At 37.9% G+C, this 13,595-nt stretch carries 15 protein-coding genes, 1 other RNA gene and 1 pseudogene; 10 read left to right on the plus strand and 7 right to left on the minus strand.

Annotated features, from left to right (window positions below):
* Positions 1 to 430: 430 nt before the first annotated feature.
* The 3 genes from ssrS to ACK1JC_RS06415 all read right to left on the minus strand — a co-directional run bounded on the left by ssrS (position 431) and on the right by ACK1JC_RS06415 (position 1,552).
* Positions 431 to 613, minus strand: a non-coding RNA gene (gene ssrS, locus ACK1JC_RS06405) — 6S RNA.
* Positions 614 to 713: 100 nt separating this feature from the next.
* A complete protein-coding gene (locus ACK1JC_RS06410; protein WP_409511031.1) occupies positions 714 to 998 on the minus strand; it encodes a cell division protein ZapA in 285 nt (94 codons plus the stop codon).
* 2 nt (positions 999 to 1,000) lie between these two features.
* Positions 1,001 to 1,552 (minus strand): hypothetical protein, encoded by a 552-nt coding sequence (locus ACK1JC_RS06415; RefSeq protein WP_409511032.1) that lies wholly within the window; start codon positions 1,550 to 1,552, stop codon positions 1,001 to 1,003.
* A 65-nt stretch (positions 1,553 to 1,617) separates the two neighbouring features.
* Between ACK1JC_RS06415 and ACK1JC_RS06420 the strand changes: the two genes are divergently transcribed.
* The 4 genes from ACK1JC_RS06420 (at position 1,618) to ACK1JC_RS06435 (ending at position 4,346) form a co-directional block, all read left to right on the plus strand.
* Positions 1,618 to 2,250 carry a UPF0149 family protein gene (locus ACK1JC_RS06420; protein ID WP_409511033.1) on the plus strand — a complete coding sequence of 211 codons (633 nt, stop codon included), beginning with the start codon at positions 1,618 to 1,620 and terminating at the stop codon, positions 2,248 to 2,250.
* A gap of 104 nt (positions 2,251 to 2,354) precedes the next feature.
* On the plus strand, positions 2,355 to 3,674 hold the full coding sequence (pepP, locus tag ACK1JC_RS06425; RefSeq protein ID WP_409511034.1) for a Xaa-Pro aminopeptidase: 1,320 nt from the start codon (positions 2,355 to 2,357) through the stop codon (positions 3,672 to 3,674).
* A 125-nt stretch (positions 3,675 to 3,799) separates the two neighbouring features.
* Complete coding sequence (locus ACK1JC_RS06430) at positions 3,800 to 3,922, plus strand: hypothetical protein (protein ID WP_409511035.1); 123 nt, start codon at positions 3,800 to 3,802, stop codon at positions 3,920 to 3,922.
* 133 nt (positions 3,923 to 4,055) lie between these two features.
* Positions 4,056 to 4,346 carry a DsbA family protein gene (locus tag ACK1JC_RS06435; RefSeq protein WP_409511036.1) on the plus strand — a complete coding sequence of 97 codons (291 nt, stop codon included), beginning with the start codon at positions 4,056 to 4,058 and terminating at the stop codon, positions 4,344 to 4,346.
* Between the two features lie 32 nt (positions 4,347 to 4,378).
* Here ACK1JC_RS06435 and ACK1JC_RS06440 read toward each other — a convergent pair.
* Positions 4,379 to 4,785: pseudogene (locus ACK1JC_RS06440) on the minus strand (ASCH domain-containing protein).
* A gap of 172 nt (positions 4,786 to 4,957) precedes the next feature.
* On the opposite strand from ACK1JC_RS06440, the gene ACK1JC_RS06445 reads away from it, so the two are divergent.
* The 3 genes from ACK1JC_RS06445 to ACK1JC_RS06455 all read left to right on the plus strand — a co-directional run bounded on the left by ACK1JC_RS06445 (position 4,958) and on the right by ACK1JC_RS06455 (position 7,840).
* The gene (locus ACK1JC_RS06445; RefSeq protein ID WP_409511037.1) at positions 4,958 to 6,166 is read left to right on the plus strand and encodes an FAD-dependent oxidoreductase; all 1,209 of its coding nucleotides are present in this window, start codon (positions 4,958 to 4,960) and stop codon (positions 6,164 to 6,166) included.
* Entirely contained in the window at positions 6,163 to 7,404 is a 1,242-nt protein-coding gene (locus tag ACK1JC_RS06450) for an FAD-dependent monooxygenase (RefSeq protein ID WP_409511038.1), read from the plus strand. Before ACK1JC_RS06445 ends, ACK1JC_RS06450 begins: the two co-directional genes overlap by 4 nt.
* Positions 7,405 to 7,585: 181 nt before the next feature.
* Entirely contained in the window at positions 7,586 to 7,840 is a 255-nt protein-coding gene (locus ACK1JC_RS06455) for a hypothetical protein (RefSeq protein ID WP_409511039.1), read from the plus strand.
* A gap of 85 nt (positions 7,841 to 7,925) precedes the next feature.
* Here ACK1JC_RS06455 and rsmI read toward each other — a convergent pair whose 3' ends face one another.
* On the minus strand, positions 7,926 to 8,765 hold the full coding sequence (gene rsmI / locus ACK1JC_RS06460; protein ID WP_409511040.1) for a 16S rRNA (cytidine(1402)-2'-O)-methyltransferase: 840 nt from the start codon (positions 8,763 to 8,765) through the stop codon (positions 7,926 to 7,928).
* A 218-nt stretch (positions 8,766 to 8,983) separates the two neighbouring features.
* Here rsmI and ACK1JC_RS06465 point away from each other — a divergent pair, with 218 nt between their 5' ends.
* The 3 genes from ACK1JC_RS06465 to ACK1JC_RS06475 are packed head-to-tail and all read left to right on the plus strand — an operon-like array spanning position 8,984 to position 11,041.
* Positions 8,984 to 9,397, plus strand: coding sequence for a YraN family protein (locus tag ACK1JC_RS06465; RefSeq protein WP_409511083.1), 414 nt, complete (start codon positions 8,984 to 8,986; stop codon positions 9,395 to 9,397).
* Positions 9,398 to 9,457: 60 nt separating this feature from the next.
* The gene (locus ACK1JC_RS06470) at positions 9,458 to 10,153 is read left to right on the plus strand and encodes a BON domain-containing protein (protein WP_409511041.1); all 696 of its coding nucleotides are present in this window, start codon (positions 9,458 to 9,460) and stop codon (positions 10,151 to 10,153) included.
* A gap of 3 nt (positions 10,154 to 10,156) precedes the next feature.
* Positions 10,157 to 11,041: an alpha/beta hydrolase gene (locus ACK1JC_RS06475; protein WP_409511042.1), complete on the plus strand. Its 885-nt coding sequence runs from the start codon at positions 10,157 to 10,159 to the stop codon at positions 11,039 to 11,041.
* Positions 11,042 to 11,165: 124 nt separating this feature from the next.
* Here the strand turns inward: ACK1JC_RS06475 and nudC are convergent, their stop codons facing one another.
* Entirely contained in the window at positions 11,166 to 11,921 is a 756-nt protein-coding gene (gene nudC, locus ACK1JC_RS06480; RefSeq protein WP_409511043.1) for an NAD(+) diphosphatase, read from the minus strand.
* Positions 11,922 to 13,565: a chemotaxis protein gene (locus tag ACK1JC_RS06485; RefSeq protein WP_409511044.1), complete on the minus strand. Its 1,644-nt coding sequence runs from the start codon at positions 13,563 to 13,565 to the stop codon at positions 11,922 to 11,924.
* Positions 13,566 to 13,595: the final 30 nt, after the last annotated feature.

Below are 13,595 nucleotides of genomic sequence, written 5' to 3' on the forward strand. Positions count from 1 at the left end.
TATCTGGCATTTTAATTAATTGATAAAGCCTTTTGAAATTATATTGTTGAAAATGCTTTTTATAGTAGGTTTGTTCAACAAAGGCACTTTAATGTATAAACACCATATTTACCATTAGTTCTCTTTTATTCTAACTATTGGGCATTCTGGTTTTAATAAAGTATATTTTTGTCTGATTTACGATTAGTCCAAAACAATAGCTAAAGAATCATGATATTTTTTATCTGATTACACTAAGGGCAGACTATCGATAAATGGTTTTGTGAGCTTAAATCTTTGAGTCATTTTATGTTAGGTGATATGAAGCGATATATGGAAATATAGCACAATATTTCTACTGTCTACCATATACCTACTTCTATACAGTTTTAATGGAAAAATATACGAAAAAGTAATTAAGAGTTTGTATAAATTGTTGTTGTTAAAAATAAAATACTCCGAAGATGCCGCTGCACAGTCATTACCCTGAACCCGATGAGTTCAAGGTGGACACGACGCATACTTGCTGGGTTTCCCACTCGAAGGTGGGCATACACTCTAAATATGCAGAACGCATCCGGAGATATAAGTATCGGCAGGGATATAGACTCACTGGCAAACATCTCAGAGTTGTACTTAGTATACCAAATCTTGCAAATCAGGCAAATCATCAGTGCTTAAAAAAGCATAAAACAACGACTTTGTCTTAACAACCGCACAAAGAAAAAGCAGTTTTATACTGCTTTTTCAACATCTTCGATAATAGTGTTAAGTAATCGTTCACACTGTGCATATTCTTGTAACGATTTATTCATGCTGAGAACTTCTTGCATTAATTCTAAAGCCACCATGATCATTAACTTATTGTGTTCCATATTCGGTGCTTTACGGCGGAACTCTTGAAATTTTTCATTCAGTAATTGACCCGCACGTTCCAAATCGGCTTTTTGATTATTGGTGGTTGAAAGACGGAATGTTTGTTCAATCAGGCGTAATTCGACAGTGACATTTTCAGACATGATTAAACTTCCTCACTTGAATCAGATGGGTGAGCAAGCTGTTGGATTTCTTGCGCATGCTGATCTTGCTCTGTACCTAAAATAGACAGTCGTTGAATAATCGCTTCAACTTTGCCTTTTGCATGTTCATTTTTTTGAATGAGATTTTCACGTTCAGACTGCAAATTTTTAATGTCTTGTTGAGTCCGCTGCTGTTCAGCTTGCAATTTTTCTTTCAAAAGACGCAATTCATTACGTTCAGCCAAAATTTCTTGGAAACGATTTTTAAGATCAGTACAACTTTTTTCAAGACGGCTATAACGCTCAGCCAGTGCAGTTGCATCGGTATTGAGCTGAGAGTGTGTGCCTTTTAAGCTATTCAATTGTTCAGTCAGATTGTCAATTTCATCCTGCTTTTGTGTTATCAGATTGTTTTTATGATTAATTTGGGTATGAGTTTGCTCAGCATTATGTGTTTTATCTTTCAATAATGCGGCATTGTCACTTTCAGATTTTTCAAGGCGTGTTCTTAAAACGCCAATTTGCGTCTGTAGACGCTGTAATTGTTCTAACATAACGAGGTCGCACAGATCTGCAATCAAAGGTAATATATAGAGAAGTATAGAGATTGGATAAGCGAATGCAAGACGATATTTCAGGTTGGTCGGATTGGAACCAAAATTTTGATGAGATTGAAGAAATTTCAAGCCCGAGTGAGTTACATGGCTTACTTACAGGTATAGTTTGTGTGACAGAATCGCCGAACCGTGAAGAATGGTTACAAATATTATCGACGCTTGATGTACCTACATTAGATGAAAATGCGGTGAATATGCTTGCAGAAGAAGCAGAAGACATTGCACATTCATTATCTGAAGATGAACTCGATTATTTGCCGATGCTTCCTGATGATAGTCATACACTTTCAGAGCGTGTGCAAGCACTAGCCGATTGGTGTGCGGGCGTGGTGTTAGGTTTTGGTTTAGCTTCAGGTCGTATTCGTGCGGAAGAAGAAGAGTTGATCGAAAGTTTACAAGATGTTGCTTCAGTTGAATTTGATGAAGATGACAATGATGAAGAAGGCGAAGAAAGCTATCAAGAATTGTATGAATTTGTTCGCTTGATTCCTGTTTCATTGTCAATGGGACGTAAAAAAATTCCTGTTTTAGAAAGTTCATTGTTACAACACTTTCACAATAAAGCGGCTAAAACTGTTTCAGAAACAGAAGCACAAACAGTTGTTGAAATGTTTACGCCTCATCGCCCAAGCTAAATTGAGCTAAATATCAAATTAGTATTATTAAAATGGATGTGCTTTCGAGTGCATCCATTTTCTCCTTAAATTTTATTAATCATTAAAAATAAGCTGAATAGTGCATGAAATTAACGCAAGCCGATTTTCAGGAACGTCGTGACCGCCTGGCTGAACAAATGGGTCCCAACAGTATTGCAATTATTGCAACAAGTCCTGAAGTAATGCGTAATCGAGATGCCGATTATAAATTCCGTGCAGACAGTAGCTTCTTCTATCTGACAGGATTTGCAGAGCCTGAAGCTGTTGCAACCATTGAAACAGATGAAAGTGGTGAAGAATATGTCTATACACTCTTTTGTCGTGAACGCGACCGTGAAATGGAAATTTGGAATGGTTATCGAGCAGGTATTGATGGTGCAGTCGATGACTATGAAGCAGACGAAGCGTGTGCAATCGATTTGCTCGATGAAGAAATTCTAGAAAAACTTAAAAATAAGCAAAAGCTTTATGCTCGATTAGGGCAACGTACAGATTTTGATGCGCGTATTACTGGTTGGATTCAAAAAGCAGAACAGCAAAGCCGTGGTGGCGGTGATGTACCCTCAGAAATTCAGCAGTTAGATCGTATACTTGATGAAATGCGTTTGCATAAATCCACCAAAGAAATTCAGCTCATGCAAATTGCCTCTGATATTTCAGCGGAAGCACATACGCGCGCTATGCAAGCTGTTCAACCGAACATGATGGAATATGCCCTTGAATCCGAACTAAATTATGTCTTCGGTAAAAATGGCTGCGTACCATCGTATAACAGCATTGTCGGTGGTGGTAGAAATGGCTGTATTTTGCATTATGTAGAAAATAATCAACCGTTGAAAGATGGTGATTTGGTGCTGATAGATGCAGCATGTGAATATCAACTTTACGCCTCAGACATTACCCGTACATTCCCTGTAAATGGCAAGTTTAGTCCTGAACAAAAAGCCTTATATCAAGTGGTTTTGGATGCACAAATCGCCGCAATTGATGCTATACGTATTGGCAATAACTATAAAGAACCACATCGTGTTGCAGTGCAAATTTTGGTTCAAGGTTTACTTGATTTAGGTATTATGCAGGGCACTCTTGAAAGTATTATCGCCGATGACAGCTATCGTCAATTCTACATGCATGGTACAGGGCATTGGCTCGGTATGGATGTGCATGATGTTGGATCGTATAAACTGGATGGCGAATATCGTACTTACGAAGAAGGTATGGTTGTAACTGTTGAACCTGGTTTGTATATTGCGCCTGATGATGAGTCGGTCGATGAAAAATGGCGTGGCATTGGCATTCGGATTGAAGATGATGTGGTTGCAACAGCAAGTGGCCCACTCGTTTTGACTAAAAATGTTGTTAAATCAATTGATGATATTGAAGCATTGATGGCTCAATCTTAAAAATGCTTTTGAAGTGGTGACGGAATATTGTGTGAATAAAATTACATAGCAAGAAAGAATGGATGTGAATGGCTTAAATTTTTTGTGATATTTTAGATTTCCTAAAGATAGGGCAGGGAATAATAATGACCACTTTATTTATTCCCGTCACTGCTGAAGACCATATTCAAGGCGATACAACTCACTTGTTGAACTTGTTATGTATGGCGATTATGAATGTCCTTATAGCGGCAAAGCGTATCCTGTAATGAAGCAAGTTCAGTAAGCATTAGGCAACCAATTAAAATTTATATTTAGAAATTTTCCGCTAAGTTTCCATCCACATGCTTTACATGCGCAATTTCTGCTGAGGTTGTCGGTGATTTGGGCTAGTTTTGGGAAATGCACGATATTTTGTATGAAAACCAAACTAAACCAAAGTTAGAGGATTTTTATCTTCTCAGTTATGTACGCCGATTGGGCTTAGATACTGAAAAATTTGAAGAATTACTTCGTAATCCGAAATATATTACAAAAATAAAAAAAGACATGAGAGGTGCATTAAAAAGTGGTTTCAATGGCACGCATATATTTAATATTAATGGTATGAAATATAGCGGCGATTACACCGAAATAACAGAAATATTGGCGTATATTCAGGCATTGAAGTCTAATTATTTTCGCTTAAGTTGATTTTTAAGTTGGCTTTTTTGTAAATATAATTTTTATTCTGAATGATATTCAAGTGATAAGTTGATTGTATATATTTTTCTTTTAGCAATGGTCTTTATTGGTTTGTGCAGTGGGCGAATATTTGTGATGACCCAAGCATAATATCCTGTCTCCCAATATGAAGCACATGCTATTTCTATCTCATCTTCTTGCCATTTATGTATAGATTCAATGTCGACAAGTGCTATGGCTAAGCCTTCTTCCTCAAAAAAATCTTTGTTTAAAAAGTTGTTGTTTTCAACAATTACTAAATCTTTTAATGGAAGTGTAGGGGGTGCCAGGAGCGAATTTCTAAAGTTTTAAGACCATTCATAATTTTCACACCACTTGGAGCAACAATTGATAAAGCACTGTAAATCAAAATAATTCCATCCTTAAATTTGTGTTGAAAATTGAGCATTTAAAATATCAGTCTTACATTTTAATTTGTATGAATTGAGTGCGAAAATGGCGACAAAAAACGATTTCAATATAAAAACCAGCCACCTTGATGTAATATAAAATAAATCAAGATTATACGTATTGGCGCAAAAAAAATTGTGATGCAATACTAAAATAGAAAGGATTAACACATGCAACAAGAAGTCATCATTGTTGGTGGTGGGATGGTGGGATTGAGTCTCGCTTTGATGTTGGCAAAAACCAATATTGCGGTCAAATTGCTCGAAGCAATTAAGTATCCCAATTATGATGATGCAAATCTTGCACCGTACCATTCAAGTTTTGATGCAAGAAATAGCGCTTTGTCACGCCGTAGTGTACAAATTTACCAAGAATTAGGGCTTTGGAATGCCTTGCAAGAACATGCAACGCCCATTTTAGAAGTCAATATTACGGAACAAGGTGGCTTTGGTAAAGCACGACTCAAAGCAGGCCAAGAAAAAGTCGAAAGCTTTGGGCAAGTCATTGAAAATGCATGGTTAGGACGTGTTTTACTCACTGAGGTCAAACAACAACCTTTAATTGAATTGATTGATGGCGTACAAGTTACCTCACTGATACAAGATACCGATTTTGCATATATTGAAGCCAAACGTGGCGACTATACGCATAAGTTACAATCAAAATTGGTCATTGCGGCAGATGGACGAGATTCATTTTGCCGTCAAGCCTTAGGTATTGGTGCATCCGTGCATGACTATGATCAAGTGGCGATTGTTACGACTGTACAAACCTCAAAACCACATGAGCACGTCGGTTTTGAACGTTTTAGTCCACTTGGGCCGTTGGCATTGTTACCATTACCGGGTGAATATCGTCGTTCAGTGGTCTGGCCTGTAAAAAAAGGCACTGAAGGTGAATGGTTGGGCGATGAAAACGATCAACATTTCCTTGATGCCTTGCAGCAGACTTACGGTGATCGTGCAGGAAAATTCCAAAAAACTGGAAAGCGTTTTAGTTTCCCACTTTCACAAGTGCTCGCAGAAAAGCAGGCAGTTGGGCGTGTGGTACTTATGGGTAATGCTGCACACACCATTCATCCCGTTGCAGGGCAAGGTTTTAATCTGTGTATGCGTGATGCTTATGTGCTTGTACGCTATTTAAAAGAGCAAATTGAGAAAAATGCAGATGTCGGTGATGCAAAAGTATTGCAAGACTATGAAAAATCTCGCCTGACCGATCAAAAACGTGTGATCAAATTCTGCGATTCCGTTGTTCGTGGCTTCAGTAATCAAAATCCGGTGCTGAAATTCATTCGTAATTCAGGACTCATTGCTTTTGAAACTATTCCAGGCTTTAAACCATTGGTTGCAAGCTATGCGATGGGGTTGAAAGCATGAACAAGCCTGTAGATATGCTCGATGTGGTGATTATTGGCGGTGGTTTAGTTGGTGGCTTAACGGCATTACTGCTTGCCAAAGGTGGTATACAAGCGACTGTTTTGGATGCTGCCCCTATTTTGGATGCGGAAAAAGTCTTATCAGTAGCCAATCCACGTGTACTTGCCTTGAGTCAGGCGACTATTCATCTGTTAAAGACGGTGAATGTATGGGATAAACTTGCTCGTCAAATGCCCTATACAGGCATGCAAGTGTGGAATAAAAATGGCTATGGTGAAATTAATTTTGGTCAAGCTTCGCAAAAAATGCCGAGTGATGAACAAAGTTTAGGATCAATGGTTGAGCCAAGTATTTTGAATCTTGCGATTCAACAGCAAATGCTACAACAGGTTCAAGATTATCGTACACAAGTAAAAGTGGTACGGGTTGAACAAGGTGTTCATTGTTGGATTGTTCAACTTGCCGATGGTACGACACTTAAAACTAAGCTAGTGATTGGTGCAGATGGTGCAAACTCATTTGTTCGTGAACAGGCAATGATTGAATTGGACGTACTTGACTATCAACAAGCAGGTTTAAGTTGCGCGATTCGTACAACAATGCCGCATCAATATGTAGCACGACAAATTTTTCTACCGACAGGGCCATTGGCATTTTTACCAATGGCAAGTTTAAATGCCGAGCAAGCGGAACATTGGATTTCGATTGTGTGGACACTGCCTGATGATTATGCCGATGAATATTCAGCATTGAATGATGCACAATTTATGCAATTATTGACACGTGAAAGCCATCATATGCTTGGTGAAGTGTTAGAGGTGACACCGCGTGCTAAATTCCCACTCAAAGCACGTGCGGCGCAGCGTTATGTGAAAGCAGGTTTGGCTTTGATTGGTGATGCTGCACACGTGATTCATCCACTTGCAGGACAGGGCGTAAATATTGGTTGTCTTGATGCTGCGGTACTCTGCGATGTCTTGCTCAAAGATAAACAACGTGGTGTTTGGGCACATGAACAGACTTTAAAGCGTTACGAACATCAACGTAAAGGTCAAAATGATGCCATGATGCATAGTATGTCAGCACTCGGTTTTATAGAAACATCTGAATTGTTCCCATTCGTTTGGGCACGTAATTTTGGACTAAAACAGGTGGAAAATCAGGCAACATTGAAGGCGCTATTTTTGGCACAAGCCAATGGATTATCGAGTCTTAAACAGACACAATATGCCATTTAATGTTGTTGGTGATATTTTTTAAACAGTCATTGAAATAAAATTACTAATTTGATCAAAAAAGATACGTTTTTTTTATATTAACCTCTAGTCGAAATCTGTAGAGCTTGCTACATTTCTCTATAAATAATCATCATATTTTGGTGAATGGATTTAAATCATTTATTGGGGAGTCAAAATAGATATGACTGATGCAAATGACGATTATGATGATGACGCTACAGGTGGCGCTGTCGATGATGACGAAGCACAAGCTGCTGAAAAAGGTGCTGCTGCAAGTGACTCTACGGTAAGCGATTCTGATTTGGCAGAAGCAGAAACGCTAACAGTAACAGCAAAGCTCAAGCAACGTGCTGCATTGGAAGATGAAGTCGCTGCATTTTTAGCCCGTGGTGGACGCATTACAGAAGTGCCACCTGATGAGTCTGCAAAAGACTAATCGCTAATGACATGCAAGTGATTGCAAAAAGCACCGAAATTTCGGTGCTTTTTATTTTTAAATTTTAGATTGATTGGTATTGGCTTTAAATTTTATCAGTCAATTCCAAAGCTCGCTGATACGCCACTTTTTTCTTAATCCCAGTTAAATCTGCCGCCAATTGTGATGCCGCTTTAACCGATAAATCTTCAAGTAAACGTAATAATAATTTATCGAGTTTTTCCTGATCCATATCTTTTTCTTCAGGTGAACCACCAATCACCAAAACAATTTCACCTTTTTGTTGATGATGATCACTTTCAATAAAGCTCACTAATTCACCTAAGGTCATTTTCTTGATGGTCTCAAAAGTCTTGGTAATTTCACGAGCGAAACCAACAGGACGATCTGCACCAAAGACATTCGCCATATCTTTGACACTGTCTAAAATACGATGTGGTGCTTCATAAATAATCATGGTTTGCGTTTCATGTTTAAGTTTTTCTAATTGAATCAAACGCTGAGATTGTTTTGATGATAAAAAGCCTTCAAAACTAAAACGATCACTTGGCAAACCAACGGCACTAAGCGCTGCAATCGCGGCACATGCACCTGGAACAGGAGTTACACGAATGCCATGTTCTTGCGCTGCACGAACCAATTTAAAGCCAGGATCGCTAATCAATGGTGTTCCTGCATCACTAATCAGCGCAATATTTTTGCCACTTTTGAGTGTTTCAATCAGTATATCAATTTTGTTACTTTCATTATGATCATGACATGCAGTCAATGGCGTTGCGATATTATAATGCTTCATTAAATGTGCAGATTGGCGTGTGTCTTCTGCGGCAATAATCGTAACAGATTTTAAAACTTCAATTGCACGGTAAGTCATATCATCCATGTGCCCAATGGGGGTCGCAACGACAAATAATTGAGCACTCATGAGATTTCTCCGTGGGAAATAGTGAAAGATAAAAATTAGATCAAACTCGCATATCACGAATTTAGATGGTAGACCGAGTATTTTACCTGATTATCATGGTGAGATGGGTTCTCAATGGTGTTGGATATAGAGGTATTTTAATGATAAGAGTGACGAAGACAAAAAATATCAAAGAGCAACAAATAAATCAAAATGAAGTTGTTGTAAAGATCGCCTCAATTTCACACCAATTGGGACAATGGGGCGAGCAACAGACCGCATTTGAATTAAAACAAGCCGGTTTTGATATTATTGAGCAAAATTTTTATAGTCGTTATGGTGAAATTGATATTATTGCAATCAAACAGCAAGAGCTACTATTTGTTGAAGTAAAAGCACGAGCTAAAACACAAAGAGGTACTGCTGTTGAAGCTGTAACATGGACAAAACAGCAAAAAATGATCAAGACTGTTTTGTATTTTTTAGAGAAAAACCCTCAATTTCACGAGTTTTATTTACGTTTTGATATTTTTTGTTTTGATTTTCATCAAGTATTTGCAAAAAACGTACAGTATGACTTTTCCAAATACACGTATGATCTGCAATGGATAGAAAATGCATTTACAATGGACACAGAGTTTATTAATCTGTGATTAACGATTGAGCAGTTGTCTAAAAAACAAAGAGATATAGAATTGAAGGAGTCTTGCTGAGTGTTGAATAAAATAGTAATGACCATGCTTTGTGTTGTGAGTTTATCAGGTTGTGCCAGCTTTATTGCGGGTGGTACAGGTTCAGCACCTGTGGGTACGGACAGTGGTGTGAGATCTCTAGGACAAGTATTTATTGATTCTTCAATTGATCGTACGGCAAAAATTAATTTATATAAATTAGACAGTCGCTTTAAACAGTCACGTGTAAATATCAATAGTTTTCACAGTAATGTTTTACTGACAGGTCAGGTGCCTGATGCACATTTAAAACAACTTGCCGAGGACAATGTACGCTCAATGAGTGATGTAAAAACTGTACATAACTATATTACAGTTGGTGATCAAATTAGCTACAACACCATTATGCAAGACACGACTGTTACTGCAAATACACGTGGTTTAATTATGAAAGCGCCTATTGTTTCTGACAATAAGGTCATGATTCATACGGAAGATGGCGTGTTGTATGTGTTAGGTCGCTTAAATACGGCTGAATCGAATGATTTAAATGATGTACTACAAAAAATTGGCAATGTGACAAAAATCGTAACGCTCATTGATAATGTAGATGAGAATAATGCTAACCAAGCATCATCATTTGTATCGCCAACAGGGGGTGTACTTGCACAACCTATGATTCAGACCCCTGTAGCCATTGATCCTGATGCTGTTGAACCTGAAGCGAATGTCCAATAAGTTATGTTTAATCCAATACAGTATTTACAGCAACAGTTTGGTCAAAAGTATACGTATTTACGAGATGCTTATGAGGGATTTCGTATTTATGATTTCGGTAGTACCGCAATTAATCGTTTTACTCCAAGTAAAGGCTATCGGGTTCAGCATAACATTGCCTATGGATTAAAAGCACGTCAGCGCTTAGATTTGTATCTTTCTGAGCAAGGACAAAATAGACCGCTGATTGTTTTTGTACATGGTGGTGCATGGTGTCATGGTGATAAACGAGATTATCGGTTTGTTGGTGAGGCATTTGCTCGTTTTGGTTATGATGTTGCCGTAATTAATTACCATCTCGCACCACAGCATAAGTTTCCACGTTATGTTGATGACTTGGCTTTGGCACTTGAGTTTCTCGATCAGCAACAACAAAAATTGGCTGTTTCAACTACGAAAATTGCCTTGATGGGGCACTCTGCAGGGGCGTTTAATATTACGTCCTTACTTTATAATCCACAGAATTTTGGAAGTCATGTTCGTCAAAAAATTAAAACCGTGATTGGTATCGCAGGGCCATACCATTTTGACTATAAAGGTGACCCATTGGCTGAACCTGCATTTGATCAGCAAGTGCCTTATCAACAAGTGATGCCATATTATTTTGTGGAAAAAAATGATATTCAGCACTATTTATTTTTGGCGGAAAATGACCAATTGGTGAAGCCAAAGAATAGCTATGATTTTCAACAGAAACTGCTAGAGCAGGGTAATCATTGCGTTGTCCGGATTATTCCAAAAACAGGGCATGTGTCGATTATGGGTAGTGTTTCGAGCATCTTTAGTCGTTTCTTTCAAACACGCTCTGCTGTGATCAAGGCACTTGATTCAGCAATGAAGAATGATTGAGTAGCGTGTTTTTTAAAAGACATCAGCCTTTAAAAAAACATGATTTAAACTTAGAGCCTTAAAATAAAAAAGATGTCTTAGCATCTTTTTTTATTACAATATTGATTTGCATAGATTCATATACTTAATCAGGCATTTGATTACCGTGAATGACATGCTGAATCATTGAATGTGCAATACTGCCTGCAAATGGAATTTCAGGAAGTTGGTCAAATTTGAAAAACTCTGCATCACTGATTTCTTCTTCCTGTAATACAATTTCACCGCTTTCATATTCTGCTTTAAATGCAAGCATTAGATTGCTTGGAAATGGCCAAGGTTGACTTGCCAAATACTGCACATTTTTAACTTTGATGCCGACTTCTTCTAAAGTTTCACGCTGTACAGCTTCTTCTAGCGTTTCACCGACTTCAACAAAACCTGCAATGAGACCATACATATTGCTCGTATTTTTTGCATTTTTTGCGAGTAGGACTTCATCACCGCCACGCGTAATTACTGTGATAATACACGGTTGAACACGTGGGTATTGATGATAATTACAAGCAGGACAAACCATTGCATATTCAGTTGGATGGATTTCTGTCGTATGTCCGCAGTGACTACAAAATTTATGGTTACGACGCCATTCTAAAAGTTGTACAGCACGACTTGCAGATTCAAATTGGCTTTTCGTCCATTGACTGATGAGTTGTCGAATAGAAACCAATTGAAAGCCTTCAGGAATGCTTTCATCGGCACGTAAGTCACGGGCAATCACTTGATCACCCGCATTGAAAATCAAATCACTTGCTATTTTTTCAACTTGAGGCAGTTGAAAGTTCACATCGACTAATAATTGTTGGCGATGAAAAATATAGGCAAGTGAAAGTTCTGACATTTACGCCACCAATTTGAGTTGTTCACTGCCACGTAAAGCGACATCAAACATAGACTGAAGAACAGGTTGTTTATTTTGTAAATTATCAATCATCATATCTGCGCTCGCAAGAACATCTAAAATGATATTGATTTGTGCAGTATTAGGTACTTGCTCGCTTTGAAGCTGTTGCTGTAAAAATTCAGCACTTTGCATTAGAGCTTTATGACCTTCTTTTTGACCTAAAAATAATAATGCACCACTCACTTCTTTGAGTTGCGATGGAATTGTTTCTAAGTTGGCATTTTCAGTATCTTTGATTTGTGTCACCAAAGCTTGACTACTTAAATCGATTAGGACTTTTGACTCTGTTAAAAGCATATCATGTGCTTCATCAAGACGATCAAGTGAAATATTCATATTGTTGACACGGAGCTGTAAACGGCTAGAACTGTAATTACGCTCTAAAATACCAATAGAATTCATTGCCGACAAAATGCTATTCATCAACTGCTGAGCATAGTTCTCATTTTGGATCATATTGGACTGAGTCAGCAAATCAGCTTGTTGTTTTAATTCAATATAGGCTTCATTGAGATTTAAAACTTTAAATACATGAGCAAGATCAAGCAGTTTAGTTTTCAATTCTTGTGCTTTTTCTTCAGTCATATTCTGATAATTATATTCAATATCATTTCTGATTTGCGCCATTTCTTCAGTGACTAAACTACTTACACTGTGAATGGTATTTTGATCAGGACCATACAAATGGCGGCTAAACACTTGAAGTTGAGCATCTGACAATATGTCTTCACCGACATGAAGTTGTTCACGAATACTTTGTGAGGTTTCATCATCTTGGCTAATACAAAGACTGAGAACGTTAGCAACATCATTTAATGCTGGTGTGTAATGTGCTGTATCTTTGAAGAAATTCGCCATTTGCGTTTCAATAGAAATAAATGTTCTTAAACGTGCTTCATTTATAAACAATTCATCAATTTGATTAAATGCAACGTAAACCAAATTCCAATATTGCGCTGATGGGGTTGAAGTAGAAAGGTTGGCTAAATATGCACCGACCAATTTAATGCCTTGTAAATCAAGCTTTGTTTCAGTTTGCTTAAGTAAGTTCTTGAGGCTGATTTTGTAGAGTTTATGCACATAGTCTGATTTTTCGAGTTCAGGTGCTTGAGGTAAGTCAAATCCAGGGTTGATACAATCAAGTAGCGGAACAATGGCTTGACCTTCTTGGGTCAGCGGTTTGCCTAAACAGACTTCTAAGCGGTTCAGCGTATCAATTAAAAATTGTGGAACTTTAACTTCGCGTAAACTACTGAATTCGATATAACGCTTCAGCATGGTCGTACCTTCGCTCAGTGCAATCACATCCTGTGTTTGAATATCACGAGGGTCTTTCATGATTTTACGCATGAGCTCTGCGCAGTATGCTGTAATTTGCGCAAGGCTTGGCATATCAATTAACACGAGTACTTGAGCGCATTGTTCAAATTGAGCTAATGCATCATCAATCCCAAAAGGCAACGCTTGATCTTCGACCAAACTGCTGACCGCAGATTCAACCAATTGGATTGAATTGTCGACTTCCTTTTTAATTATTAATAATGCTGTCGGGTCAAAATGTATTGAGGTTTGGTAAGACATCGATCTGCACCTTTCCTAAGTCTTTAAATG

Origin of the sequence: Acinetobacter sp. TY2 (assembly GCF_046269225.1) — a bacterium.
Classification (GTDB): Bacteria; Pseudomonadota; Gammaproteobacteria; order Pseudomonadales; family Moraxellaceae; genus Acinetobacter.

What these genes read in the sequence shown, in the direction of transcription:
- ACK1JC_RS06450 (WP_409511038.1), top strand. Translation starts at nt 6,163, where the DNA reads ATGAACAAGCCTGTAGATATGCTCGATGTGGTGATTATTGGCGGTGGT.
- ACK1JC_RS06475 (WP_409511042.1), top strand. Translation starts at nt 10,157, where the DNA reads ATGTTTAATCCAATACAGTATTTACAGCAACAGTTTGGTCAAAAGTAT.
- ACK1JC_RS06455 (WP_409511039.1), top strand. Translation starts at nt 7,586, where the DNA reads ATGACTGATGCAAATGACGATTATGATGATGACGCTACAGGTGGCGCT.
- rsmI (WP_409511040.1), bottom strand. Translation starts at nt 8,765, where the DNA reads ATGAGTGCTCAATTATTTGTCGTTGCGACCCCCATTGGGCACATGGAT.
- ACK1JC_RS06415 (WP_409511032.1), bottom strand. Translation starts at nt 1,552, where the DNA reads ATGTTAGAACAATTACAGCGTCTACAGACGCAAATTGGCGTTTTAAGA.
- ACK1JC_RS06410 (WP_409511031.1), bottom strand. Translation starts at nt 998, where the DNA reads ATGTCTGAAAATGTCACTGTCGAATTACGCCTGATTGAACAAACATTC.
- pepP (WP_409511034.1), top strand. Translation starts at nt 2,355, where the DNA reads ATGAAATTAACGCAAGCCGATTTTCAGGAACGTCGTGACCGCCTGGCT.
- ACK1JC_RS06420 (WP_409511033.1), top strand. Translation starts at nt 1,618, where the DNA reads ATGCAAGACGATATTTCAGGTTGGTCGGATTGGAACCAAAATTTTGAT.
- ACK1JC_RS06435 (WP_409511036.1), top strand. Translation starts at nt 4,056, where the DNA reads ATGCACGATATTTTGTATGAAAACCAAACTAAACCAAAGTTAGAGGAT.
- ACK1JC_RS06430 (WP_409511035.1), top strand. Translation starts at nt 3,800, where the DNA reads ATGACCACTTTATTTATTCCCGTCACTGCTGAAGACCATATTCAAGGC.
- ACK1JC_RS06445 (WP_409511037.1), top strand. Translation starts at nt 4,958, where the DNA reads ATGCAACAAGAAGTCATCATTGTTGGTGGTGGGATGGTGGGATTGAGT.
- ACK1JC_RS06485 (WP_409511044.1), bottom strand. Translation starts at nt 13,565, where the DNA reads ATGTCTTACCAAACCTCAATACATTTTGACCCGACAGCATTATTAATA.
- nudC (WP_409511043.1), bottom strand. Translation starts at nt 11,921, where the DNA reads ATGTCAGAACTTTCACTTGCCTATATTTTTCATCGCCAACAATTATTA.